The 24,494-nt window shown below is 68.6% G+C and carries 26 protein-coding genes and 1 tRNA gene; 16 read left to right on the top strand and 11 right to left on the bottom strand.

The window, feature by feature from the left end; translation table 11 throughout:
• Nucleotides 1–4 precede the first annotated feature (4 nt).
• A complete protein-coding gene (locus BM362_RS31340; protein WP_093575574.1) occupies nt 5–946 on the bottom strand; it encodes an LLM class flavin-dependent oxidoreductase in 942 nt (313 codons plus the stop codon).
• Nucleotides 947–1,033: 87 nt separating this feature from the next.
• On the opposite strand from BM362_RS31340, the gene BM362_RS31335 reads away from it, so the two are divergent.
• Complete coding sequence (locus BM362_RS31335; RefSeq protein WP_067576513.1) at nt 1,034–1,810, top strand: helix-turn-helix transcriptional regulator; 777 nt, start codon at nt 1,034–1,036, stop codon at nt 1,808–1,810.
• Here BM362_RS31335 and BM362_RS31330 read toward each other — a convergent pair.
• Both BM362_RS31330 and BM362_RS31325 read right to left on the bottom strand, forming a co-directional pair.
• Nucleotides 1,788–2,294 (bottom strand): DedA family protein, encoded by a 507-nt coding sequence (locus tag BM362_RS31330; RefSeq protein ID WP_067575605.1) that lies wholly within the window; start codon nt 2,292–2,294, stop codon nt 1,788–1,790. The two genes, BM362_RS31335 and BM362_RS31330, sit on opposite strands and share 23 nt — an antisense overlap.
• Nucleotides 2,266–2,871, bottom strand: coding sequence for a class I SAM-dependent methyltransferase (locus tag BM362_RS31325; RefSeq protein WP_067576514.1), 606 nt, complete (start codon nt 2,869–2,871; stop codon nt 2,266–2,268). The genes BM362_RS31330 and BM362_RS31325 overlap by 29 nt, the downstream gene beginning before the upstream one ends.
• A 131-nt stretch (nt 2,872–3,002) precedes the next feature.
• On the opposite strand from BM362_RS31325, the gene BM362_RS31320 reads away from it, so the two are divergent.
• The 3 genes from BM362_RS31320 to BM362_RS31310 are packed head-to-tail and all read left to right on the top strand — an operon-like array spanning nt 3,003 to nt 5,962.
• Nucleotides 3,003–4,142, top strand: coding sequence for a sensor histidine kinase (locus BM362_RS31320; RefSeq protein ID WP_425285738.1), 1,140 nt, complete (start codon nt 3,003–3,005; stop codon nt 4,140–4,142).
• Nucleotides 4,139–4,792 (top strand): response regulator, encoded by a 654-nt coding sequence (locus tag BM362_RS31315; protein WP_067575603.1) that lies wholly within the window; start codon nt 4,139–4,141, stop codon nt 4,790–4,792. Before BM362_RS31320 ends, BM362_RS31315 begins: the two co-directional genes overlap by 4 nt.
• An 18-nt stretch (nt 4,793–4,810) precedes the next feature.
• A complete protein-coding gene (locus BM362_RS31310; RefSeq protein ID WP_093575540.1) occupies nt 4,811–5,962 on the top strand; it encodes a PQQ-dependent sugar dehydrogenase in 1,152 nt (383 codons plus the stop codon).
• A 2-nt stretch (nt 5,963–5,964) separates the two neighbouring features.
• Here the strand turns inward: BM362_RS31310 and BM362_RS31305 are convergent, their stop codons facing one another.
• A complete protein-coding gene (locus BM362_RS31305) occupies nt 5,965–6,681 on the bottom strand; it encodes an SDR family NAD(P)-dependent oxidoreductase (protein WP_067575602.1) in 717 nt (238 codons plus the stop codon).
• Between the two features lie 30 nt (nt 6,682–6,711).
• Here BM362_RS31305 and BM362_RS31300 point away from each other — a divergent pair, with 30 nt between their 5' ends.
• The 3 genes from BM362_RS31300 to BM362_RS31290 are packed head-to-tail and all read left to right on the top strand — an operon-like array spanning nt 6,712 to nt 8,034.
• On the top strand, nt 6,712–7,245 hold the full coding sequence (locus BM362_RS31300; protein ID WP_093575539.1) for a MarR family winged helix-turn-helix transcriptional regulator: 534 nt from the start codon (nt 6,712–6,714) through the stop codon (nt 7,243–7,245).
• A 10-nt stretch (nt 7,246–7,255) separates the two neighbouring features.
• Nucleotides 7,256–7,654: an NUDIX hydrolase gene (locus tag BM362_RS31295; RefSeq protein ID WP_093575573.1), complete on the top strand. Its 399-nt coding sequence runs from the start codon at nt 7,256–7,258 to the stop codon at nt 7,652–7,654.
• On the top strand, nt 7,654–8,034 hold the full coding sequence (locus BM362_RS31290) for a VOC family protein (protein ID WP_067575600.1): 381 nt from the start codon (nt 7,654–7,656) through the stop codon (nt 8,032–8,034). Before BM362_RS31295 ends, BM362_RS31290 begins: the two co-directional genes overlap by 1 nt.
• Before the next feature lie 4 nt (nt 8,035–8,038).
• Here BM362_RS31290 and BM362_RS31285 read toward each other — a convergent pair whose 3' ends face one another.
• Together BM362_RS31285 and BM362_RS31280 are read right to left on the bottom strand one after the other, a co-directional pair.
• Nucleotides 8,039–8,629: a TetR/AcrR family transcriptional regulator gene (locus BM362_RS31285; protein ID WP_033288150.1), complete on the bottom strand. Its 591-nt coding sequence runs from the start codon at nt 8,627–8,629 to the stop codon at nt 8,039–8,041.
• Between the two features lie 139 nt (nt 8,630–8,768).
• Nucleotides 8,769–9,728, bottom strand: a complete 960-nt coding sequence (locus BM362_RS31280) for an acyl-CoA desaturase (RefSeq protein ID WP_067575599.1) — start codon at nt 9,726–9,728, stop codon at nt 8,769–8,771.
• A 197-nt stretch (nt 9,729–9,925) separates the two neighbouring features.
• Between BM362_RS31280 and BM362_RS31275 the strand changes: the two genes are divergently transcribed.
• The 4 genes from BM362_RS31275 (at nt 9,926) to BM362_RS31260 (ending at nt 14,286) form a co-directional block, all read left to right on the top strand.
• Nucleotides 9,926–9,997: transfer RNA gene (locus tag BM362_RS31275), tRNA-Gln, on the top strand.
• Between the two features lie 90 nt (nt 9,998–10,087).
• Entirely contained in the window at nt 10,088–11,767 is a 1,680-nt protein-coding gene (locus BM362_RS31270) for a GGDEF domain-containing protein (RefSeq protein WP_067575598.1), read from the top strand.
• Nucleotides 11,768–11,812: 45 nt separating this feature from the next.
• Nucleotides 11,813–13,309, top strand: a complete 1,497-nt coding sequence (glmU, locus tag BM362_RS31265) for a bifunctional UDP-N-acetylglucosamine diphosphorylase/glucosamine-1-phosphate N-acetyltransferase GlmU (RefSeq protein ID WP_067575597.1) — start codon at nt 11,813–11,815, stop codon at nt 13,307–13,309.
• Nucleotides 13,306–14,286, top strand: coding sequence for a ribose-phosphate diphosphokinase (locus BM362_RS31260; RefSeq protein WP_067575595.1), 981 nt, complete (start codon nt 13,306–13,308; stop codon nt 14,284–14,286). The genes glmU and BM362_RS31260 overlap by 4 nt, the downstream gene beginning before the upstream one ends.
• Before the next feature lie 1,008 nt (nt 14,287–15,294).
• Here BM362_RS31260 and BM362_RS31255 read toward each other — a convergent pair.
• On the bottom strand, nt 15,295–15,717 hold the full coding sequence (locus tag BM362_RS31255) for a pyridoxamine 5'-phosphate oxidase family protein (RefSeq protein WP_093575537.1): 423 nt from the start codon (nt 15,715–15,717) through the stop codon (nt 15,295–15,297).
• 95 nt (nt 15,718–15,812) lie between these two features.
• Here BM362_RS31255 and BM362_RS31250 point away from each other — a divergent pair, with 95 nt between their 5' ends.
• Nucleotides 15,813–16,685 (top strand): TIGR03621 family F420-dependent LLM class oxidoreductase, encoded by an 873-nt coding sequence (locus tag BM362_RS31250; protein WP_093575536.1) that lies wholly within the window; start codon nt 15,813–15,815, stop codon nt 16,683–16,685.
• Here BM362_RS31250 and BM362_RS31245 read toward each other — a convergent pair.
• Entirely contained in the window at nt 16,621–17,298 is a 678-nt protein-coding gene (locus BM362_RS31245) for a TetR/AcrR family transcriptional regulator (RefSeq protein ID WP_093575535.1), read from the bottom strand. The genes BM362_RS31250 and BM362_RS31245 overlap by 65 nt on opposite strands.
• A gap of 110 nt (nt 17,299–17,408) precedes the next feature.
• Between BM362_RS31245 and BM362_RS31240 the strand changes: the two genes are divergently transcribed.
• Complete coding sequence (locus BM362_RS31240) at nt 17,409–18,254, top strand: esterase/lipase family protein (RefSeq protein ID WP_067575587.1); 846 nt, start codon at nt 17,409–17,411, stop codon at nt 18,252–18,254.
• Nucleotides 18,255–18,309: 55 nt separating this feature from the next.
• Here BM362_RS31240 and BM362_RS31235 read toward each other — a convergent pair whose 3' ends face one another.
• Together BM362_RS31235 and BM362_RS31230 are read right to left on the bottom strand one after the other, a co-directional pair.
• Nucleotides 18,310–18,954 carry an NAD(P)-dependent oxidoreductase gene (locus BM362_RS31235; RefSeq protein WP_067575585.1) on the bottom strand — a complete coding sequence of 215 codons (645 nt, stop codon included), beginning with the start codon at nt 18,952–18,954 and terminating at the stop codon, nt 18,310–18,312.
• 102 nt (nt 18,955–19,056) lie between these two features.
• Nucleotides 19,057–20,172, bottom strand: a complete 1,116-nt coding sequence (locus tag BM362_RS31230) for a hypothetical protein (protein WP_208865392.1) — start codon at nt 20,170–20,172, stop codon at nt 19,057–19,059.
• A 325-nt stretch (nt 20,173–20,497) separates the two neighbouring features.
• Between BM362_RS31230 and BM362_RS31225 the strand changes: the two genes are divergently transcribed.
• The 3 genes from BM362_RS31225 (at nt 20,498) to BM362_RS31215 (ending at nt 22,621) form a co-directional block, all read left to right on the top strand.
• Complete coding sequence (locus tag BM362_RS31225) at nt 20,498–21,097, top strand: 50S ribosomal protein L25/general stress protein Ctc (RefSeq protein WP_067575583.1); 600 nt, start codon at nt 20,498–20,500, stop codon at nt 21,095–21,097.
• A gap of 10 nt (nt 21,098–21,107) precedes the next feature.
• Nucleotides 21,108–21,701 carry an aminoacyl-tRNA hydrolase gene (pth, locus tag BM362_RS31220; RefSeq protein WP_067575582.1) on the top strand — a complete coding sequence of 198 codons (594 nt, stop codon included), beginning with the start codon at nt 21,108–21,110 and terminating at the stop codon, nt 21,699–21,701.
• A 551-nt stretch (nt 21,702–22,252) separates the two neighbouring features.
• Nucleotides 22,253–22,621: a DivIVA domain-containing protein gene (locus BM362_RS31215; RefSeq protein WP_067575581.1), complete on the top strand. Its 369-nt coding sequence runs from the start codon at nt 22,253–22,255 to the stop codon at nt 22,619–22,621.
• A gap of 79 nt (nt 22,622–22,700) precedes the next feature.
• On the opposite strand, the gene BM362_RS31210 is transcribed toward BM362_RS31215, so the two are convergent.
• Nucleotides 22,701–24,389 (bottom strand): fatty acyl-AMP ligase, encoded by a 1,689-nt coding sequence (locus BM362_RS31210; protein WP_067575579.1) that lies wholly within the window; start codon nt 24,387–24,389, stop codon nt 22,701–22,703.
• Nucleotides 24,390–24,494: the final 105 nt, after the last annotated feature.

The raw sequence follows: 24,494 nt of genomic DNA, 5'->3' as shown, positions 1-24,494 counted from the left end.
CAGCCTACGTCGCGGCACCGACAAGTTTTCGCTCCCCGGCGATCACCTCCGCCAACAGGGGCAGCTGCTGCTCGACCGCGCCGGGTTCCAGCGAGCCGACGCGCAGCAACACGTGCTCCGCCCCGGCCTCGGCGTATCGCCGCACCGTTGCCGCGACTTGCGAGATCGGGCCGGTCACGGTCGCCTGGATGGTGCTGATCTGTGCCAATGGCCGCCGGTAGGTCGCCTGTGCGTAGTCCTCCAGGACACGACGGCCGCGGCGCGGATCGGGGTCGACATAGACCGTCAGGAACAGCGACGGCGTGACCGTGCGATCGCTGGCGGCGCGGATCGTCGCGAGGCCGGACGCGTAATCCGCGGGGTCCGGCGGATACGGAAGCCAGCCGTCGTAACGCAGCGCGGTGCGGCGAAGCGCGGCCGGCGTCGCGCCGCCCAACCAGATCGGCGGACCACCTGGGCGCGCGGGCCGGACCGCTGGCGGCAGCCAGTCGTAGTGCAGGACCTTGCCGTGGAACGACTGCGGCTGCCCGGTCCACAGCTCGCGCCAGAGGGTGACGACATCGTCCAGGTGCGGGAACCGCGTCCGGAAAGCGACCCCGGCCAGCTCGAACTCCCGCTCGCTGAAGCCCGGGAAGCCCGCGCCGACGCCGACCGCCAGCCGTCCTTCGGAGATCAGGTCGACCGACGCTAGCGTCATCGCGGTCTGCACCGGATTGCGGTGTGCGGGCAGCAGCACGGCAGTGCCGACGGTGACGCGTTCGGTGGCCTGCGCGACCGCGGTGAGCAGGGTGAGCGGTTCGATCCTGGGCCGGGAAAGCGAGTCACCGGCCCAGATCGACGCGAATCCGAGCCGTTCGGCTTCACGGGCCAATGCGACGAGGGCACGCAGGGTGCCGCCTGCTTCGAGCTGTGCCTGTCCGGCAGGAAGAAGAAGTCCGAATTCCACGCCGTCGACGATCCAGCGCGGGGTGCCGTCCGGCAATTCCCTCCGGGGAATGGCCCGGTGCCGGAAAGCTCGGCCAGAATCGCGCAGGTGCCCACTTCGTTCGCCGACGCCTTGCGCGACGCCCGTTCCCGCCGCCGGCTCAGCCAACTCGACCTTGCGCTGAAAGCCGGGACGACGCAGCGCCACGTCAGCTTCATGGAGCGCGGCCGCTCGCTGCCCGGCCGGGGCATGGTGGTGCGGGTCGCCGAGGCGCTCGGCCTGCCGTTGCGCGAGCGCAACGCCTTGCTGCTGGCCGCCGGATACGCGCCGGTCTACCCTGAAACCCGGCTGGACGACCCCGCGCTGACTCCGGTGCTGGAGTCGCTGCGCGCGCTGCTGGCCGGGCACGAGCCGTACCCGGCGCTGGCCGTGAACCGCTACGGGGATCTCGTCGCGTCGAACGACGGCTTCGACCTGCTCACCGAAGGCGTCGCGGCAGACCTGCTGGAACCGCCGATCAACGTGCTGCGGCTGGCGTTGCACCCGCGCGGAATGGCGCCGCGGATCCAGAACTTCGCCGATTGGGCGCAGCACGTGCTCGAACGCCCTCGCCGCGGTCTGGCGCACGGACCCGATCCGCGACATCAGGCGTTGCTGGACGAACTCACCGGCTACCTGCCGTCGCCTGGCGAACCGTCCGGCGACCATCTCGGATTCGCCGTGCCGTTGCAGTTGTCCAGCTCGGCGGGCGAACTGCGGCTGCTCACCGCGATCACGCAGTTCACCACCGCGGTCGACGTGACCGTCGCTGAGCTGAGCCTCGAAACCTTCCTTCCCGCTGACGCTTCGACCGCGGAACTGCTCAAGGCGCGACCCACCCGGTGACCTGCCCCATCGTCAGCTCGACGCCCGCCCACAGCACTGCCGCGCACAGGCTTCCGACGAAGAAGCGTCGGTACGGCAGTCCGGCGGAACCGGCGACGCGCGGCACCAGAGTCCGTACGCCCGCGAGGCACCGCCCCAGGACAACTGCTGGCACGCCATAACGCGCGACGGTCGCTTCAGCCTTGTCCCACTTCGCTTCGCCAATCCGCTGCCCGACGCGCGACCGTCGCAGCTTCGGACCCCACAGTCGTCCCTCCCAATACGCCAACTGGTCCCCCGCTAACGCCGACGCGACACAGACTGCGAGCGCTGGCCACAGCTGTAAAGTCCCACGCTGCACAAGGAAACCCATGAGCAGCAAGGTGGACAGCGTCGGCAGCACGATGCCGGGCAGCAGCGCTGTCTCGGCCATGATCACCAGCGCACAGATCAGGTAGACGAGCGGCACGGGAGCGTCAAGAAGTGGCTGAAGCAGGCTGTCCATAACGGTCCAGTCCCGACCGCACTGGCAAGGCCGCGCGGTACACGTACGCCGGCGGCAGGTTCCGCCAAACCACACTGGTGCGTTCGACGACCGCGAAGCGACTTCGCAGCAGCCGTGCGAACCGCCGCGCTGGAGGTGTCCAGGCGGTGTGCGCGTACGCGAAGGTGGTGAAGCGGCCTTGTGGAGAAAGCACTTCGCAGACGGCATTCAGCACCGCCGTCTGTGGCGCAGCGTGCATGGCTGTCCACGGCAGGCCAGAGACGACCACGTCGACCGGCATCGTCACATACGCGGCGACGTGTTCCGCAGAACCTTCCGCAACGTGCAGCGACGGGAAGCGCTCGCGTAGCTCCTGTACGAGGTGCGTGTTGATTTCTATCGCCGTGAAATGCGCGTCGCGCTGAAGCATGCGAAGCAGCACTTCGGTGAATACGCCCGTTCCTGACCCTAGCTCCACGACGCTGTGCGCGCTTTCGACGCCCAGCCCGGCAGTCATCACTCCGGCCAGCCGTGCCGAACTCGCCGCAATCGCGCCGGTGCGCATCGGATGCCGGAAGAACTCCCTGGTAATCGACATGTTTTCGACGGTAGGAAGAGCCTTGGTCGGCGGGGATCGGCTCGGCCGGCAGAAAAAGTCGTCCGCTCGGAGGACCACAGACATCCTCCGGAACGACGCGCGCGACGACAGTTCCGCGTTAGGTTCTTCTCGTGCGTCGATTGGTTCCATGGCTACGCAGACAGCAGTGGATGCTGGATCTGCCGCTGTACGCCGTCTTCGTCGCTCTCGGCCCCAACGTCGCCAATCAGCGAACCTGGCAGCTAGAGATGATCCCGACGGCGTTCCTGCTGCCGCTGCTATTTCGCCGTCGCTTCCCGCGCACAGTCGCGGTACTGATTCTCATCGGGGTAGCTGTCGTCTACACGAACGGAGTGTGGGCACACGATCGTGGCCGTAGTGACCTCGCCATGGCAGTGGTTCTGTACACGCTCGTCAAAGCCGGTGACAGATGGTTCATCGGTTTCACAGCAGCAGCCGTCGGGCTCGACGCTTTGTGGGGATTCACCTGGGGTGTCAACACCCTGAACCCGACGCTCACCATCTTCGGCCCGCTGCCGTTGTATTTGGCGGCCTGGGCACTCGGCGCGTTCGTCCGCGCGAAGGAGCAACTGGCCGAAGAAGAACGACTAAGAGCGGAACTGGCGGCGTCCGAGGAACAAGCCCACAGCCGCGCTTCAGTCGCCGAAGAGCGCACACGGATCGCGCGCGAGCTTCACGACGTACTCGCGCACAGCATGAGCGTGATCGTCCTGAACGCCGAAGGAGCGAAGCTCGCACGCCATCACGATCCAGACGCTGTCGACCGTACGCTTGACACCATCAGCAAAACCGGCCGTTCCGCGCTCGCCGAACTACGGCGGCTGTTAGAAGTGATGCACGCTGGCGAACCCGCGCGCGCTCCGCAGCCGACGCTCGACCAGTTGCGCACACTCGTCGCGCAGTCCGGCCGCGACATCACGCTCGAAGTCGACGGCGACATCGCCGACCTGCCGGCCGGCGTGGCGCTTCAGGCGTACCGCATCGTCCAGGAGGCCTTGACCAACATGCTCAAACACGCGCCGCCCGACGCGACCGGCCGGGTCCGGGTCGTCTTCGCCGGTCCGGAAATCCACGTCGAGGTGACGAACTCCGGCGGACGGCAACCGGTCGCGGCGGGACTGCCCGGGTCCGGGCGCGGGCTCGCCGGCATGGCCCAGCGCGTCGCGATGTACCACGGCAGGCTCGAAACCGGCGCGCTGCCGGACGGCGGCTACCGCGTGTCGGCCACCCTGCGGACGGACGCCGCATGACGTCCGTGCTGATCTGCGACGACCAGGAACTCGTGCGCGTCGGGCTGCGGATGATCGTCGACAGCCAGCCCGACCTGGAGGTGGTCGCCGAGGCGGGCGACGGCGCGGAAGCCGTCGAACTCGCCCGTGCGCGACGGCCGGACCTCGTGCTGATGGACGTCCGGATGCCGGTGCTCGACGGCGTCGCGGCCACCGCGCAGATCTGTGCCGAACTGCCGGACACCTCGGTCCTGGTGATCACGACCTTCGACCTCGACGAGTACGCCTACTCCGCGCTGCGCGCCGGGGCCAGCGGATTCCTGGTCAAGGACGCTCCTTCGGACGAGATGCTGGTGGCGATCCGCGGCGTGCTGCGCGGCGACGCGATGGTGTCGCCGTCGGTCACGAAACGCCTGCTCGACCGCTATCTCAGCGCGCACCGGACGCCGCTGGACGAGCAGAAACTGGAGACGCTGACCGAACGCGAGAAGGACGTGCTCGGCCTGATCGCGCGCGGACTGTCGAACACCGAGATCGCCGGGAAGCTGTTCATCGGCGAGACGACGGTGAAGACGCACGTCGGCCGGTTGCTGAACAAGCTCGGGCTGCGGGACCGGGTGCACGCGGTCGTGTTCGCGTATGAATCCGGATTGGTACGTCCCGGCGGCTGAATCGGGCATGCTGGACCCATGCGTCTCGTCGCGTTGCTCGCCTCCGTCCTGCTGCTCGGTGCCTGCTCGGCGGCACCAGCGAGCGCCCCGGCTGAGCCGGAGCGGGGCCGGTTCGCCGTACAGGAGGTCGCGGACGGCCTCGAACACGCCTGGGACGTCGCCTTCCTGCCCGATGGTTCGCTGCTCGTGCCGCAGCGGCCCGGCAAACTCGCGCTGGTCCGCGACGGCCGGACGGCCGACGTGCGCGCCGATTTCTCCGACGTCCTGGTGCAGGGCGAAGGCGGCCTGATGGGCCTGGTACTGGCGGCGGACTTCGCGACCTCGCGCGAGTTCACCACCTGCCAGACCCACCAGGAAAACGGCCGCGCGGTGGACGTCCGGCTCGTCACCTGGCGGCTCGCCGACGACGGCGCGAGCGCGGCGAAGGTGCGCGACCTGCTGAGCGGTCTGCCGGTGAACCCGAGCGGACGCCATTCCGGTTGCCGCCCGACGCTCGCTCCCGACGGCGCACTGCTCGTCGGCACCGGCGACACCGCGCGGTCCACGGTCGCGCAGGACCGGCACAGCCTCGGCGGCAAAGTGCTGCGGATCAACGCGAAGACCGGGGAACCGCTGCCGGGCAACCCCTTCTTGCCCTCTTCTGACCCGAACGAGCGCAGGATCTACACCTACGGTCACCGTAACGTGCAGGGCGTCGCGATCCGGCCGGGCACCGGTCAGGTGGTCACCTCCGAACACGGACCGGCGTTCGACGACGAGGTGAATCTCCTGCGGCCGGGCGGGAACTACGGCTGGGATCCGTCGAAGGGCGGCACTGACTCCAGCTACGACGAGAGCGTGCCGATGACCGACACCAAACGGTTCCCGGACGCGGTTAGTCCATTGTGGACCACCGGGCAGATCACCGAGGCGACCAGCGGCGACGCCTTCCTCACCGGCAAACAGTGGGGTGCGAACGAAGGCGCGCTGGTCGTGGTCGCCCTGAAGGGACAGAAACTCCTGCTGCTGCACCTGGACGCGGCCGCGAAGGTCACCGGAGTCACGCTGCCAGCGGAATTCAACGACAAATTCGGCCGATTGCGCGCGGCCCGAAGCGGACCGGACGGCTCGCTGTACGTGACGACTTCCAACGGCAGCAACGACAAAGTGCTGCGCGTGACCCCCAGCTGAGGTCAGCCGACGTACGCGCCGCCGTTGACGTGCACGACCTGACCGGTGACGTGCCCGGCCTCCGGGGAAGCCAGGAACCGCACCACTTCGGCGACATCCTCCGGCTTGCCCGCGCGTTTCGTCATCGTGTTCTCGACCAGCCGCTCCTGGCGTTCGGCGGAGAGCTTCCCGCGGAAGAATTCGGTGTCCACGATCAATCCGGGCGCGACGATGTTCGCGGTGATCCCGCGCGTCCCGAATTGCCGCGCGGTTTCGGTATTCCACACTTCCACCGCGGCTTTCGCCCAGCCGTACGATTCGGCACCGGTGCGCCCGGCGATCGAACCGATCGTGACGATCCGGCCGTTGTCGGCCAGTCGCTCCTTCAGCGCCGTGGTCACCAACGCGGCGCTGAACAGGTTCGCCCGGAGGTTGGCCGTCCAGGCAGCGTCGAGCGCCTTCAGGTCCCGCCCGCCTTCAAGCAGGAAATCCGTGTTGCCGCCGGCGTTGTTCACCAGCACGTCGATCCGTTCGGGCAACTGGTCGCGCGCCGCCTCGACCGCCTCGGGATCGCTCGCGTCGAAGCTCACCGCACGCGCGCCGAGCAGCGTCGCCGCCTCGGCGAGCACGTCCTCGCGCCGCCCGGTGATCGTGACCTTCTCGCCCGCCCGGACCAACGCCGCGGCGATCGCGTACCCGATTCCGGTACCGCCCCCGGTTACTACTGCTTCCCGTTTCATCCCACGTCCTTTATTGCTAAAGTACCTCTTGTGGACGACGGTACCGGCGACGGGGAAAACCCGTCAAGCGACGAGGTGGACGAGATTCAGCGGGCGTGGCTGCGGGAGCGGCCGGGCACGCCGGTGTCGTCCATCGGCGTGATCACGCGGATCTGGCACATCGCGAAACTGCTGGAGGACGACCGGCGCGCGACGATGCTCGAACTCGGAATGGACGCCTCGACCCGCACCCTGCTCAGTACGCTGCGCCGGACCGGGCCGCCGTACCGGCTCAGCGCGGGCGAACTCGCGAAACGCTGCCGGGTCAGCCCCGGGGCGATCTCCCAGCAAACCGCGCGCGCCGAACGCGACGGTCACGTCCGCCGGGTGAAGTCCACTTCGGACCGTCGCGGGGTATACGTCGAGCTGACCGAGGCCGGCCATGAGCTGATCGAGCGAACCGTCGGAGATCTGCTGGAACACGAGGAAACCTTGGTGTCCTCGCTGTCCTCGGCGCAGCGCGATCAGCTCGCCGATCTCCTGCGCATCCTGCTCGCGGACCTGGACCGGCGCGCACGGAGGTAGGGTGGCTGACATGCCCACCATCGACAAAGTCGCCTGGCTGCACGTGGTCGACGGCAAGCTGCTCGCCGCGCGCTCGGCAGGCAAGGACACCTGGTACCTGCCGGGCGGGAAACGCGAGGAGGGCGAGTCGGACGTCGAAACTCTGGTCCGGGAGATCGCCGAGGAACTGAGCGTGACACTGGATCCAGCTTCCGCGCAGCTGGCCGGAACCTGGGAAGCGCAGGCGCACGGCAAAGCGGACGGCGTCGTGGTGCGGATGACCTGCTACACCGCGGAGTACACCGGCGAGCTGAAGCCGAGCAGCGAGATCGAGTCGTTCGGCTGGCTTGCCCACGCAGATCGCGACCGCGTGTCCGCAACGGTCCAGCTGATCCTCGACGACCTGCACGCACAAGGAAAACTGACCTGATGCTGCGGCTCGGAACCACAGTGCTCGGAGTCGCCGACGTCGAACGCGCGAAACGGTTCTGGTCCGAGGCGCTCGGACTCGTCGAAGACCCGGAATGGGCGAGCGCGACCTGGCGGACGCTGGCTCACCCCGGCGGTGCGCACGCACTCGGGCTCATGCGAAGCGAGTCGCCCGCCGAACCCATGCCGCGGCTGCACCTGGACCTCTACACCGACACCGCGGCCGAACAGCGCGCCGAGGTGGAACGGCTTATCGGGCTCGGCGCACAACGGGTCGACTGGGAGCATTACCCGCCCGAGCCGGACTTCGTCGTCCTCGCCGACCCGGACGACAACCTGTTCTGCGTCGTCGATCTGAGCAACGCGCCGTCCGGCAGCTGAGGACTCAGCCGAGCAACCGGGGCTTGTTTTCCAAGTGCGACAACCCGTTCCAGGCAAGATTCACCAGATGCGCGGCGACCTCGTCCCGTTTCGGCTTACGTGCGTCCAGCCACCACTGCCCGGTGAGCGCGACCATGCCGACCAGCGCCTGCGCGTAGAGCGCGGACAGCTTCTCCTCATACCCGCGCGCGGCGAACTGCTGCGCGAGGATGTGCTCGACCTGGCTGGCGATGTCGTTGAGGACAGTCGAGAAGGTGCCGGTGGAGCTGGCGACCGGGGAATCGCGGACCAGGATGCGAAAACCGTCGTGGGAATCCTCCACGTAGCTCAGCAACGCGACGGCCGCCTGCTCCAGCATCACTCGCGGGTGTCCACCGTGGAGGGTCGAGACCATCCGGTCGAGCAGCAGCTGCGTCTCCCGGTCGACGACGACGGCGTAAATGCCTTCCTTGCCGCCGAAGTGCTCGTAGACAACCGGTTTGGACACGTTCGCCCGCGCGGCGATCTCCTCGACCGAGGTGCCGTCGAAACCTTTCTCGGCGAACAAAGCGCGTGCCACGTTGAGCAACTGCTGCCTGCGCTCGCTGCCCGTCATGCGCACCCGGGGGACCGGTACGGCCGGCCGCGCGCCGGTGACCGCTGCTTCTCGTTTCGCCCGTCGTCTCCCCGCCATTCACCGCAGGGTAGTCGTGCGTGGCAATCCCGGTTCGCACCGGGATTGCCACGCACGAGTGCTACTTGCCCTCAGCCGCGATCCGAGCCAGCCGCTGCGGAGTCGGCCACCTGACGTCGTGCACCCAGCCGAACTTTTCGAACATCCAGATCAGCCGCGCCGACATGTCGATCTGGCCGCGCTTCACGCCGTGCCGGGCCGAGGTCGGGTCGGCGTGGTGCAGGTTGTGCCAGGACTCGCCGAAGGAGAAGATCGCCAGCGGCCAGAAGTTCGCCGAACGGTCGCGGGCGGCGAACGGGCGTTCGCCGATCATGTGGCAGATCGAGTTGACCGACCAGGTCACGTGGTGCAGCACGCACACGCGGACCAGGCCCGCCCAGAAGAACGCGGTGACCGCGCCCCACAGCGACCACGAGATCAGGCCGCCCAGCAGCGCCGGTCCGAACAGGCTCACCAGCGACCACAGCCAGAACAGGTCGTCGACCTTGCGAATGGCCGGATCTTTCACCAGATCCGGCGCGAACCGCGCCTGGTTGCTCTGGTCCCGGTCGAACAGCCAGCCCATGTGCGCGTGCCAGAAACCCTTGGCGATGGCCAGCGGCGAGGTGCCGTACGCCCACGGCGAATGCGGGTCGCCGTCGCGGTCGGAGAACGCGTGATGGCGCCGGTGGTCGGCCACCCAGGTGATCACCGGGCCCTGCAACGCGATGCTGCCCGCGATCGCCATCACGACGCGCAGCCACGGCTTGGCCTTGAACGAACCGTGCGTGAAGTAACGGTGGTAGGCGACGGTGATGCCCAGCCCGCTGATCCCGTAGAACACGACGAAGAGCGCGACGTCCAGCCAGGTCAGCCCCCAGCCCCAGGCGAACGGAACCGCGACCAGCAGCGCCACGATCGGCAGCAGCACCCCGAAGTACACCGACAGCTGAACGCCGATCCCGCGTTGTCCGTCGATGATCGGCTTGGGGCCCTTCGGCGGGTCGCCCGCTGACTGAGAACGATCGAGGGTGGCCGTCATGCGCTCACTTCTTTCCTCTCACAACCCCTTGCGAAGGGTGCCCTTACCTACGGTGTCGTAAGTTACGGTACAGGAGGTTTCCGGCGCTGTGGAGGCCCGAAAAGTCCGATTGCCTGACCCCTGGGACGGCCCTGTGGCGCACGCCTCCCCCTCCTGGCGCCCCCGTCCTCGATCATCGCTATCCTGACCTGGACCGATCCGCCGTAGTGTAATCGGCAGCACTTCAGATTTTGGTTCTGACAGTTCAGGTTCGAATCCTGGCGGCGGAGCTGCACATCCGGCGAGGGCGATGGGAGTGGGGGCGGCTGAGCGAGGAACCGAGCGACCCCGCGGGCGCCCGTCGCCCGACCCTGGTCGAGATGTCGGACGCGTGGCTGGTCGGGCGCGCGCGGGAACTCATCGCGGCCGTTCAGCGCCAGGAGCACGAAAACCAGCTCGAAATCGTCAAGATCATGGACGAGCTGCTTGAGGAGACCCTGCGCCGGGGGGAGCCCACGCTCGTCGCCCAGCTGCTGCGCGCCTCCGCGTTCTCCCGGCTCGTCACCCGCGGTCTCGCCGCTGAAGCGGAGCCTCGCCTCGACGAGATGCTCGCGCACACCCGGCGGCACGGCCTGTCCCTGCTGCGCGCGGACGCGCACGCGCTGCGCGGGCGCCGGCTGGTGCTCGCCGCGCAAGAGGACGCCGCGCTCACCGAGATCGCCCGCGCGCTCGCGATCCTCGACGATTCCACGATCCCGGACCGCCAGATCGGCGTCCGCAACTGGAACCGCATGCAGTCGATGGCGCTCATCGACTGCTGGATAGTGCTCAACCAGCTCGGCGTTTACGAGGCCGCCGAAGAGGTGATCGGCCGCGCGCACCAGGCGATCCGGGAAAGCGCGAGCCCGCACGAGATCACCCTGCAGCTGATGAACCGGGTCAAGATGCTGCTCGGCTGGGGACTTCGGCTCGAACGGATCGAACAGTACGACGAATCGGCGGAGAAGTTCCGCACCGCCGCGTCGATGGCGGTGGCCGCCGAAGGCCCGTTCGCCGAATCGCTGTTCCCGCGCAAGATCGGCGTGTCCGCGGTCGACCAGGTCGGCGTGCTGGCCGCGGCGCTCGCGCTGCCCGACCCGTCGGCCGAGCACGTCGAACGGCTGCAAGGCATGCACCTCGGCCACCACTATCCGCACGAGCAGGAACTGGTCGCGATCGCGCTGGCCCGCTGTCTCGACGCGGCCGGCCGCCGCTCCGACGCGCTGCAGGTGCTGCGCGAGTCCCGCGACGTGCTGGCCGAGGACGTCTCGCAGCCCTCGATGCGGCTCACCCTCTCCCGCGAGCTCGCCCGGCTCGACCCGGAGGCCGCGAGCCAGTCGCTGATCGACTACGCGACCGCGCTGGAAACCGAAATGTGGGCGCTGCGCGAATCGCAGATCGCTACGCTGAACGCGCGCCGCGAGCATGAACGGCTTTCCGCCGAGCACGGCGCGATCACCCAGCAGGCACTGCAGGATCCGCTCACCGGTCTGCCGAACCGCCGCGCGCTCGACGAACGGCTGCGCTCGCTCGCGTCGTCGGCGGACGCCCAGCCGCTCGCGGTCGCGCTGGTCGACCTCGACGGGTTCAAGGGCGTCAACGACAAGCAGTCGCACGCCGAGGGCGACAACGTTTTGCGTGTTGTCGCAAGCACTCTGCGCGACGCTCTGCGCGGCGACGACGTGGTGGCCCGCTACGGCGGGGACGAGTTCATCGTGCTGCTGCCCGGCGCACCGGCGTCAGCGGCGAAGATGGCGCTCGGCCGCGCGGCCAAGTCGGTCGCGACGCTCCCGCATCACCTTTCGCACGGTGTGACGTTGTCCATTGGCTTGGTGTCGCTGCGTCCGCAAGAGCGGGCCGAGCAGGTGCTCGCGCGCGCAGATGCGGCGATGTACGAAGCGAAACGCGGCGGTGGCAACCAGGTGGCGTCGGCCAACTCGATGGCAGGCGACGGCATGGGCGGCTGGCCTGGGGAAACGGCTCCGACCGACCCCGCGTGGAGCGCTGAGGACCCCACGTAGGATCGTTGGTGCTCGTCAACGCACCGGTGAATCGTTGGGAGACTCGTGAGCGGCCCGCTGAGCACGCTGATCCTCGCTGCGGGTGAGGGCACCCGCATGCGTTCCTCCACTCCTAAGGTGTTGCACCCGATCGCCGGAAGGCCGCTGGTGGAACACGCCGTGCGCGCCGCCGCCGGCCTCGCGCCACAGCATCTGGTGGTCGTGATCGGACACGGCCGCGACGCCGTGCGCGCCGAACTCGACCGGGTCGGGCAGGCGCTCGGCCGCGAGGTCGCCACCGCCGTGCAGGAAGAGCAGAAGGGCACCGGGCACGCCGTTTCGTGCGCACTGGCCGAACTGCCGGAAGGACTCACCGGCACCGTGGTCGTCAGCTACGGCGACGTTCCGCTGCTGGACACCGAAACCCTGGAATCCCTGCGGGCCGAGCATGCCAAGACGGGCAACGCGGTCACCGTGCTCACCGCCGAGGTCGCCGATCCGACCGGCTACGGCCGCATCGTCCGCGGCGCCGACGGTTCGGTCAGCGCGATCGTCGAGCACAAGGACGCGACGCCGGACCAGCGCGCGATCACCGAAATCAACTCCGGCGTCTACGCCTTCGACGCGGCCGTGCTGATCGACGGCCTGTCGCGGCTGTCCACCGACAACGCGCAGGGTGAGCTTTACCTCACCGACGTCCTCGGCATCGCCCGCGAGGACGGCAAGGGGGTCGGCGCGCTGGTGGTCGACGACCCGTGGGTCACCGAGGGCGTGAACGACCGCGTGCAGCTTTCAGTGCTCGGTGCCGAGTACAACCGCCGCATCGTGCGCCGCTGGCAGCGCGAGGGCGTCACGGTGACGGACCCGAACACCACCTGGATCGAGGCGGACGTCACGCTCTCCCGTGACGTGCTGATCGAGCCGAACACCCAGCTCAAGGGCCATTGCTCGGTCGGCGAGGGCTCCGTCGTGGGTCCGGACACCACGCTGACCGACGTTCGGATCGGCGCGGGCGCGTCGGTCGTCCGCGTGCACGGTTCGGGCTCTGAGCTGGGCGACGGCGTCAACGTCGGTCCGTACACATACCTGCGTCCGGGCACGAAGCTCGGCGCGAAGGGCAAGCTGGGCGCGTTCGTCGAGACGAAGAACGCGCAAATCGGCATCGGGACGAAGGTGCCGCATCTCACGTACGTAGGCGACGCGATCGTCGGCGACCACAGCAACATCGGCTGTTCCAGTGTCTTCGTGAACTACGACGGGGTGAGCAAGCACCAGACCGTTGTCGGTTCGCATGTCCGGCTTGGAGCGGACAACACGCTGGTCGCGCCGGTGCGGATCGGGGACGGCGCTTACAGTGGAGCCGGTGCGGTCATCCGCGACGACGTTCCGCCGGGCTCTCTGGCGCTGTCGGCCGGTCCGCAGCGCACCATCGAAGGCTGGGCGGTCCGGCGCAGGCCGGGCACGCCCGCGGCGGAGGCGGCGGAAGCTGCTCTCGCCGCCCAGCAGCAGGACACCGTTGTGTCCGAGTCAGCAGCAGGAACCGACGGGGAGTCGCCAGCATGAGTCCGAAGTCAGGTACGCCGAAGAAGAATCTGATGCTCTTCTCCGGCCGTGCGCACCACGAGCTCGCGGAAGAGGTCGCCAAGCACCTCAACGTGACGATCACCCCGCAGACCGCGCACACGTTCGCCAACGGCGAGCTGTTCGTGCGGTTCGAGGAGTCGGTGCGCGGTACCGACGCGTTTGTGATCCAGGCGCACACCACGCCCATCAACGAGTACGTGATGGAGCAGCTGATCATGGTGGACGCGCTCAAGCGCGCCAGCGCCAAGCGGATCACCGTGGTCATGCCGTTCTATCCGTACGCGCGGCAAGACAAGAAGCACAAGGGCCGCGAGCCGATCTCGGCGCGGCTCATCGCGGACCTGTTCAAGACCGCGGGCGCGGACCGGATCATGACGGTCGACCTGCACACCGCGCAGATCCAGGGCTTCTTCGACGGCCCGGTCGACCACCTGATGGCCCAGTCGGTCCTCGCCGACCACATCAAGTCGACGTACGGCAACGCGGACATCACTGTCGTTTCGCCGGACTCGGGCCGCGTGCGCCTGGCCGAGAAGTGGGCGCAGCAGCTCGGCGACCGGCCGATCGCGTTCATCCACAAGACGCGCGACCCGGACAAGCCGAACCAGGCCGTCGCCAACCGCGTGGTCGGCAAGGTCGAGGGCAAGGTCTGCGTGCTGATCGACGACATGATCGACACCGGCGGCACGATCGTGAAGGCCACCGAGGCACTGCTTGAGGAGGGTGCGGCGGACGTGGTCATCGCCACCACGCACGGCATCCTCTCCGACCCGGCCACCGAGCGGCTCTCGCAGTGCAAGGCCCGCGAGGTCATCGTGACGAACTCCCTGCCGATCCCGGAAGAGAAGCGCTTCCCGGGCCTGACGGTGCTGTCCATCGCGCCGATGCTGGCTGAAGCCATCCAGCAGGTCTTCGAGGACGGCTCGGTTACGTCGCTGTTCGACGGCAACGCCTGAGTCTCAACAGCTTTCCGAACGACGCGGCCCGAGTTGGCGGCGCGGCCCGAATCAGGCCGCACCGGCTGGCTCGGGTCGCGTCGTTTGGCGTCGGCGCCCGTTTGCCGGGGTGAGGCTTGCCTGCCCATGCCGCTCTGGGCAGCGTTCGCCCCGGACGACGGGGGCAGGGGCAGAGCGCACCGTCGCAGGCAGAGCCCACGGCTGGCCGAGGCTGCCCGTCCGGGCCGACTGCCCTCGCTGGAACTCCGGGCTCGGTGCTGCGCGCGGTGCCGTCGCTCGGGCGGGGCTGCACGCGCTCGGTGCCGCGCCCGGGCAGAGGGCACACACGGGTCGGCACCCACGCGAACAGCGCTGCACGCGGAGCAGGACCGCACATGAGCAGCACGCCGCTCGGACAGAGCCACACGCGCTCAGCACCGCACCCGGGCAGAGGACACATACGGGTCGGCACCCACGCGAACAGCGCCGCGCGCGGAGCAGGACCGCACATGAGCAGCACGCCGCTCGGACAGAGCCACACGCGCTCGGTGCAGCACCGGCCGGAGGGCGCACGCTCGATGCCGCGGCCGGGGCGGAGCGCGCGCCCCACGCGGGTACAGCCGCACACGGGCGCGGCAGTACCGCATTTAGCGCCGCGCGCCGAAGGGCACACCCTCGATGGCGCACCCGGGCAGAGGGCACACACGGTCAGCGCCTACGCGAACAGCGCTGCACGCCGGGCAGCACCGCACCCGTGCGCGTCAGCACGCGGGACACGACCGCACGACTCAGCGCACCCGCGCGCGTCAACACGCGGGACACGACCGCACGACTCAGCGCACCCGCGCGCGTCAACACGCGGGACACGACCGCACGACTCAGCGCACCCGTGCGCGGCAGCACGCGCTCACCGCAGCACCCGAGCAGGGCCATGCCCGCTCAGCGCCGCCCGTGTCCGGCACCCGCTCCGAGCAGCCATCCCACCGTCGTCAGCCAAAGGCACCCCTCCTTCTCTCCTCCCCTACGCCGTCACGCGCCCAGATCCGCCGACAACCACCGCTCCGGCCGCAGATGGATCGCCATGTGCTCCCCCAGCTGCGTCCGCTCGAACTCCACGTACCCCGCCACCTTGTCCTCTGGCAGGTACCGCGAAGCCATCTCCCACGTCAGCTCGTAGCTGCCCGGCCGAGTCCGCACCACCGGCCCTTCCACCGACACGTACCGGACCGTCGGCTCGACCCGCTGCACCATCAGGCTGAACCGTCCCGCCGCCTCGATCGCCTTCGCCTTGCGCGATTCCGGCTGCGTGATCACCCACAGCTCGCCGCCCGGCGTGTACTGGTACCAGATCGGCACCGTCAGAGGCGCCCGGTCCGGGCGCTCGACCACCGAGAGCGCGCCGATGTGCGGTTCGGCCAGAAACTGTTCCCGTTCTTCACTCGACAACACCATGCCCCGAAGGTAGCCGCGGGGTACGACAAAAACCGGGTTCCGCCGGCGGCGAAAACCGGTGCGTCACCCATCCGGGAGTAGCTACCGTCCTAGCCATGGGGAAATTCGAATTCGGTGTCAGCCTGCGGCTCACGGCCAACGGCACTGAGTGGACCGAAAAATGCAGGCGGGCCGAGGAACTCGGCTACGACCACCTGACCGTTCCCGACCATCTCGGGCCGGGGCGGCTGTCGCCGTTCCCCGCGCTCACGGCCGCCGCGGCGGTGACCGAGCGGGTGCGGGTCGGCACGTTGGTGTCCAATGTGTCCTTTTACAACCTCGCGCTCTTCGCCCGCGATGTCGCTACTACCAACAAACTCACCGAAGGCCGCTTCGAACTCGGTCTCGGCTCGGGCCACATGAAGCACGAGTTCGACGACGCGGGGCTGCCGTGGCGCAAAGCCGCCGACCGGATCACCTACCTCACCGAAGGTCTCGACGAACTGCGCACCCGCGTCGAGGACGAGGGCGGCATGCCGAAGCTGCTGATCGCGGGCAACAGCGACGGCGTGCTCAAGCTCGCGGCGGAACAGGCGGACATCGCCGGATTCGCCGGTCTTCGCCAGGACCGCGGTCGTCCGCCAGGCACGTTCGTGCTCGACAACGACGTGGCGATGGACGAACGGATCGCGTATTTCCGTTCGCTGGCAGGGGATCGCGAGATCGACTACAACATGCTGATCCAACGCGTCGTGGTCACCGACGACCGGCGCGAGGCCGCTGCGGAATGGCATGCCGAGACCGAGGAACGCAGCGCGGCGGACCTCGACGAACTGCTGCGCGCACCGCAGCTTCTCTTCGGCACGGTGGACGAGATGGTGCAGCAGCTGATCGCGCACCGCGAACGGTACGGCTTCTCCTACTTCACCGTTTTCGAGGCGATGATGGAGACTTTCGCTCCGGTGGTGGCTGAACTGCGGGGTCGTTAGCCGCCGCCCGCACCTTCGCGACGGCGTCTCCGGCGATGAGCGTGAGCACCCGGCCGAGGAGCCCGTCCGGCACCGCTTCGTCGTCGATGTCGGCTTCCACGGCCAAACCATTGCTCAACGCGAGCAGCACGACGGCGAATTCCTCGGCAGGCAAAGGAAGTTCGAGGTCCAATCCCTCGGCAAGCCGGTTCAAAGCACGCGCGATCGTGTCGCGAACCTCCCGGCGGCGCCGGCGCAATGCGTCGCGCCGCCGGTCGTCGTGGTGCGCCATCGCGAAAAACTCGGCCAGCAGCCGGTGCCACACCGCGTCGGCGCGCATTTCGTACATCAGCACCGCGGCGACGTTCGCCAGCCCGGCACCACCGTCGTCCGCTTCGGCGAAACTCGCCAGGCTCGCTTCGAGCCGGTGCGCGGCGTGCTCTTCCATCAACGCCAGCACCAGCTCGTCTTTCGACGCGAAGCTTGAGTAAACCGCGCCTTTCGTCAGCCCGGCCGCCGCGGCCACCTCGGTCAGTTTCGTCGCGGCGATGCCCTGTTCCCCGAACACGGCGAAGGCAGCGTCGAGAATGCGCCGCCGGGTCTCCGCCCGGGTCGGCCGCGTCCGGCCGGTCATCGGCTTCTCCCTCATCCGGGGGTTGACACTGCCTCAGCCCGCTCAATACCTTCAGGTATCCAATACCCACGGGTATCCACTGTCAAGGACGACAGGGAAGGACCGCTCCGATGAGGTTGCGCATCGTCCTGGCCGCCGCGGCATTGCTGACCGCCGCGTTCGCCGCCCCAGCCACCGCAGCTCCGGCCGGCGGCGTCAACGATCCGGCGTGCCGGCCGAGTGCGGCGCATCCGCGTCCGGTGGTGTTCCTGCACGGACTCGGCGCCACGTCCGATGAGGACTTGAACCTCCTGCAGGATCACGTCGCGGCCAAGGGATACTGCACCTTCAGCAGGACCTACGGCGCGTATCCGCAATTCCCGGTCGTCGGCGGGCTGCGCCCGATCGCTGACTCCGCAACGGAAATCAAGCAGTTCATCGGCGAGGTACTGGCGGAAACCGGTGCGGCGCAAGTGGATCTGGTCGGCCACTCCGAGGGCGGATTCCAGACCTTGTACGTGACGAAAACGCAAGGCATCGCCGACCGCGTCGGTTCCGTCGTGGCCATCGCACCGCCCACACACGGCACCACGTTCGCCAATCTCACGAAACTGGCGTACCTGCTGGGAATTCGCGACGAAGTCGGCAAGGTGCTCACCACGTTCGGCTGCCCGGCTTGCGACAACCTGATCACCGACGGCAGCGCGGTCCAGACGCTCACGAACGGTCCCATCGCGCAGCCCGGCGTGCGCTACACCGTGCTCACGTCGCGGTTCGACGAACTGGTCACGCCCACCGAAACGTCTTTCGTGCGGGAGCCGGGAGTCACGAACGAATACGTCCAGGACACCTGCCCGTTCGATCCCGTCGGGCACATCGGCGAGGCTTACGACCGCAACGTCTGGAACCTGGTCACCAACGCGCTCGACCCGGCCCACGCCACGAAATTCCTGTGCGCCGCCGGATCTCCCGGCTGACACAACAGCAAAGAACCCGGTGGTGCCACGAAGCGCGCCACCGGGTTCCACGCGCTCAGTACGCCAGGGTGAACCGGGCGCGCGAGTGCTTCGGCTCTTCGATCTCGTCCAGGAACGCGATCGCCAGGTCCGCACCGCTGATGTGCGAGCGGCCGTCGGCGTCGCTGACCAGCACGTCGCCGCCGAGACGGAACTTGCCGGTGCGCTCGCCGGGGATCCAGGAACCGAACTCGGCCGCCGGGCTGACGTAGAACCAGTCGACGTCGTCCGGCAGTTCGCGCAGCGCCTCCAGAACCAGGACGTGGCTGCCTGCCTCCGGCTTGTACTCCTCCGGGAACTCCGGGGTGTCGATCACGCGCGGCCCGTCCTCGCTGACCCGCAGCGAACCGGCACCGCCCACGATCGCCAGCCGCGCGCCGTTCGCACGGGCCGCTTCCACCAGCGTCGGCAGGGCGTCCACCAGGCGGCGGCCCTGGTCGTCCGCGCGGCCCGGCGTCGCGACCACGAGCACGTCCGCGCCCTTGGCCACCGAAGCGACGAATTCCGCGTCATGCATCGACCCCGACCGCGCTTCGACCCCGGAAGGCAACCCGTCGGCCTTGCGCGCGACCCCGGTCACGGAGTGCCCGCGCCGCAGCGCCTCGTCGGTGATCCGGCTCCCGGCGTATCCCGTCGCGCCGAACACCACCAGCTTGCTCATTGCCGCTCCTCGAAAAGAAAATCCGTATCGACGCCACCGATGGTAAGGACCGGTCTTCGGCTACTTCAACGGAAGAAACGCACCTAGAGGTGAGCGTGCAGGTCAGCCGCCGAGCGCGGCGAAAGCGGTGGCCAGCTTCGCCTTCACCGCGTTCGCGTCGACCGGCGAGCGCACCTCGGCGACCGCCGTCGGCTTCGCCAGCACCTGGTAGCTCGCGGTGCGGTTGGGCAGGGTGAATTTGACCGAACAGGACATAGTGATGGTCGCGTCCGCGGCGGCGTCGCCTTCCGTGGCGCAGCTTTGCGAGCCGAGCGTGTCCGCGCTGATCTCCACCGAGAGCTTGATGTGCACGCTCGGTTTCGAGCCCGGCTGATTGCCGACGACGCTGTTCGAAACGTCCACTGTGGTCTTGCAGGAACCGACGTAGTCCTGGCAGTCGAGCTTGTCGTTGAGCACCGTGACGCTCGCCTGCGCGAGTCCGTCGAACGGCTGTCCGATCGCGTCGACCGCGGCGTTGAAATCGGTGTGGAACTGCTTGATCTCGGCGTCGCCCAGCGGCCGGACGCGGAACGCGGCACCCAGCTTCGGGCCGCCGCGCGGATCGAGCAGCGCCGGCGCGAACCCGGTGACCCGGTGCGGTTCGGCGGTGGTCACCTGCAATGCGCCGCCGAGGTCGTACACCTCGGTGCCGTCCGGCAGCTTCTGCTTCTGCGGCGCGCCGGAACCGAGACCGACGAGCGCCTTGCGCAGTTCGCCGGCGAGCTTCGGCGGGGCCATCCGCGCGGCCGGGTCGACCGGCAGTTCGCTGGCGACGGTGTGCACCCATCCGCTACCGAACTGGGTGCTGTTCTCCTCCAGGCCGTGCGACTTCCAGTAGTCCGCGTCGGCCGCGAGGTACAGCTGCCCATCCGGTTCGGTCAGCCGCACCGACTTGCCCTCCAGCGGCAGTGCGCCGAAGCCGTTGCCGTCGCGCGCGACGCGGTACGTCAGCGTCGCCGGATTGCCGGTGCCGTCCTTCAGCGTCGCGTCGTATTGCAGCGCCGGCGCCTCCTCCAACGCCGCCAGCGCAGCGTCGATCGCCGTCTGCTGCTGTGTACGCTGCGTAGCCAGCTGCCGGTCGGCATCGGACAGTCCCGCCGTGCCGGTCACCGCGACCTGGCAGCCCGCGAGAAGCCCACCAAGCAGCACCAATGCTGTCGCAGTCCATCGAGCCCGCATGTCGGCCGCCCCTCTTTCCGCGGAAATCATGCCACCCCCACCAGATCGGTGAGCGGGACGGGATTTGTGTCGTCACCCACCCATGCGGGGGAGGCTGGGCCGACCCGGTGCACGCCCGCGCGGACCGGCTGGTTTACACTTCTCGGGTTGTCTCGGCGAGGCGGGTGCGCCTGTAGGTGCCCGGCGTGATCGACGCGGCGGCTTGAGAAGCCCCGTGGTCAATTCACGCCCGCAATCTCGCCGCCGTGCCAACCGCCCCCGAGCAGAGATCGACGATCCCCGCCGCCCCCTGCCGCACGTCGTGTGATTGAAGGAGTGCTACACCGTGTCCGAGGTACGTCTTTCCGTCGAACCGCGCACCGAGTTCGGAAAGGGTGCCGCCCGCCGCACCCGTCGCGCCGGCAAAATCCCCGCGGTGCTCTACGGGCACGGCTCGGACCCGCGGCACTTCGCGCTGCCGGCCATCGAGTTCGCCCGGGTCGTCCGCGAGAACGGCGCCAACGCCGTCATCACGCTCGACCTGGAAGGCGCCAGCGAGCTGGCGCTGACCAAGACCATCGTGGTCCACCCGCTCAAGAACTACATCGAGCACGTCGACCTGCTGGTCGTCAAGCGCGGCGAGAAGGTCACTGTCGACGTCCCGATCGTCGTCTCCGGCACCCCTGGCCCGGGCACTCTGGTCGCCCAGGACATCGACACGATCCAGGTCGAGGTCGAGGCGCTGCACATCCCCGAGCAGTTCGAGGTCTCCGTCGAGGGTCTCGAGGCGGGCACCCAGATCACCGCGGGCCAGATCACCCTGCCCTCGGGTGCGGAGCTGGTCACCGACGCCGAGGCGCTCGTCGTCGCCGTCAACGAGGCCCCGCGCGGCGCTGCTGACGAGGACGCCGAAGCCGAGGAAGCCGCTGAGGAAGCGGCCGAATAAACTCGCTTTCGTGAGTGAAGACCTGCCCGGGGCCGGCGAGCTGATTCTGCTCGCCGGCCTTGGCAATCCAGGGCCCCAATACGCCGGCAACCGGCACAACGTGGGATTCATGGTGCTCGACGAACTGGCCGGCCGGATCGGCGGGAAGTTCAAGGCCCACCGCAGCGGGGCCGAGGTGCTCGAAGGCAGGCTGGCCGGTTCCCGCGTGGTGCTGGTGAAGCCGCGGTCGTTCATGAACCTCTCCGGCGGGCCGGTGGTCGGCGCGGCCCGGTTCTACAAGGTGCCACCGTCCGGTGTCGTGGTGGTGCACGACGAGCTGGACGTCGATTTCGGCGCGCTGAAGCTCAAGCTCGGCGGCGGCGACAACGGGCACAACGGACTGCGGTCCATCACCAAATCGCTCGGCACCCGTGACTACTACCGCGTGCGTTTCGGCATCGGGCGGCCGCCGGGCAGGCAGGATCCGGCGGATTTCGTGCTGAAGGACTTTTCGACGGTCGAGCGCAAGGAGCTCCCGTTCGAGGTCGACCGGTGCGCGGACGCCGCCGAGGCGTTGATTTCGCGGGGACTTGCCGCGGCGCAGAACGCGTTTCACGCCGCCTGACCTGCCCGGTTCCGCCCCCATGCGGCGTTGGGTGTGCTGGACGCACCGAACGCCGCTTTGGGTGCGTGGGATGCACCGAACGCCGCATGGGGTTTCTCAGTAGCTGTGGCGATGCGCGGAGTCCGGCCGGGTCGAGTGGTCTCGCCAGCCCGACCAGGGGCAGCGGCAAAGGGCAGCTTCGCGCACTGCGGCCGCGCGGGTTCACAGACCTCAGCAGGAGAAAAGCCGCCCGGCACGTCTCGCCAGCCGGTACGCCGCAGCGCCCCGACCAGCACCGCTACCGCGAACCCGCCGCCCGCCGCGCCACCGAGAAAACCTCGACGCGGCATTCAGTGCGTCCCACGCACCCAATGCGGCATTGGGGTTGAGTGAGCTGTTGTGCGTGTGGGTGAGTCGTTGTGGCCGTCCGTGATGGATTTCTCACTCGATGGGCGGCTTCTGGGGCCCTGATCGAGTCGTCCGGGCGGGTGCGGGCTTCCCGGGGTGGCCGGGAACGGTTAGGACGGACTGCAGGAGTTCGCACCACCCCGACCTGAATCGGAGAATGATCCATGCCGTTTACCGCCGAGGATCTCGCTGAGGTCGCTTTCGGTAACGCCCCGATCGGCCGCCGCGGCTACGCCAAGCAGGAGGTCGACGACTTCGTGCGGCGGATCGCCAAGACGATCGCCGACGAGGACGATCTCACCGCTGCCGAGGTCCACCACGTGCTGTTCTCCAAGCCGCTGATCGGCAAGCGCGGATACGACGAGCGCGAGGTCGACCAGTTTCTCGACGAGGTGGAGACGCAGCTGGCCGAACGCTCCGGACGGCGAGCACCCCTGATTCCGGGAAGCCGGGACCACAGCGAGGCGACCGCGGGACGCGCTTCCTGGCCCGTGGTCACCGAGGCACCGGCCGAACGACTGCCCGGCCGATAGGTCTTGACGCGAAGACCGCTGCGAGGAGCCGCAGCGGCCTTCGTCGCGTTCGGGCGCTGCCCGAGCGCCCCGCGAACGATCAATCGTCCGCGTTCTTGGCGATCTTGTCCGCGTACTGCACCGCAGTAGCCGCCCGCTTCACCTTGCCGGAAGGGGTTTTGGGCAGGCTCCCGGCCGGAAGCACCACGACCGCGAACGGGCGCATGTCCACGGCGTCTCGCACGCGGGCGGCGATTTCCTTGGCCAGGCGGTTTTCCTCGGTGGCGTCACCGGCCAGTTTGGACTCCACGACCACGGCGAAGCGTTCGCGGCGGCTGCCTGCGTCCAGGCGGACGGCGACCGCGTTGCCTGCCCGGACGCCCTCGACCGAGCCCGCGGCACGTTCGATGTCGGTCGGGTACAGGTTGCGGCCGCCCATGATGATGACGTCCTTGCGGCGGCCGCAGATGACGATCTGGCCGTCGACCAGGTAGCCGAGGTCGCCGGTCTTCATCCAGCCGTCCGGGCCCTGGGTGTCCAGCGGGCCGTTGGCGGTCAGGTAGCCGGGCGTCACGGCCTCGCCGCGCAGGCGGATCTCGCCGACCTGCCGTTCACCCAGTACGGCTCCGGATTCGTCGACGATGTCCGCTTCCAAGCCGTCCAGCGGGCGGCCGAGCAGGGCGAACGAGCGCGCCTCGTCCGTGCCGCGGCGGGGGTCGCCTTCCGGCACCGGCACCGCGCGGTTGTCGGCTTCCAGCGCGTCGGCTTCGACGACGTCCAGCGTGAGTCCGGTGAACAGCGGCGCGAACGAGACCGCCAGCGTCGCCTCTGCCATGCCGTACGCGGGGAACACGCACTCGGGCGGCATGTTGAACCGCTTTCCGGCGTCCACAAAGGTCCCGACGGCCTTCTCGTCGATCGGCTCCGCGCCGTTGAGCGCGATCCGCAGCTTCGACAGGTCGTAGGCGTTGTCGTCCTCGACCCGGGCCATGCGCTTGCCGACGATGGCGTACGCGAAGTTCGGCGCGGCCGTCGTGGTGCCGCCGTACTTGCTGATCAGCTCCGGCCAGATCAGCGGGCCAGTCAGGAACTCCACCGGGGTGATCTTGACCAGTTCGACGCCGAACGTCATCGGCACGGTCAGGAAGCCGACCATGCCCATGTCGTGGAAGGTCGGCAGCCACGACACCATCACGTCGGTTTCGAACTCGAACTCGGCGCGGTCGACCATCGCCTTGACGTTGGTGTACAGGTTGCCGTAGGTGATCCGGACGGCCTTCGGCTCCGCGGTCGATCCGCTGGTCAGCTGCAGCAGCGCGGTGTCGCCCTCGGCTGTCTGCACGATCTCGGCCAGCGGTTCCGCGTCGGCCAGTTCGGAGATCAGCCGGTAGCTGATGTCCTTGCCTTCGAGCACCGGGGCGAGCTGGTCGAACGGTTCGCCCAGCACGACCAGCTCGGCCCCGATCATCTCAAGCACCTTCACCGTGTCCTCGGCCCATTCGGCGAGGTCCGTGCGCGGGGTCGGCTGGTGCAGCATCGTCACGCTGCCGCCGGTGAGCCACACCGCCTGCACGGTCGGCGCGATCAGCACCGGCGCGGCGGCCAGCACCGCCACCGCGCTTCCCGGCTTCAATCCGCCGCTGACCAGCCCGCCCGCGATCCGGCGCGCTTCGTCGTGCACCTGCGCCCAGGTCCGGCGCACCGGCTCCTTGGGCTCGCCGGTCACCATGCCGCGCCGTTGCCCCCGGCCCGCCGCGTTCCCGACGAGTGTGTCCACAAACCGACTCATGTGCGTCAGATTACTGTCCGGTTTTTCCGGCACTGCTCGCGGCGGCGTGAACAGCGGATGTCCGGCGTCCGGCGGGTTGCGGACGCACCCGGTCCGGATAGGCCC

Source organism: Amycolatopsis rubida (assembly GCF_900115345.1).
In the GTDB taxonomy this organism is placed as follows: Bacteria; Actinomycetota; Actinomycetes; order Mycobacteriales; family Pseudonocardiaceae; genus Amycolatopsis; species Amycolatopsis rubida.
Note: the sequence above shows the minus strand (reverse complement) of the source record. Positions and strands in the feature narration are given on the sequence as shown.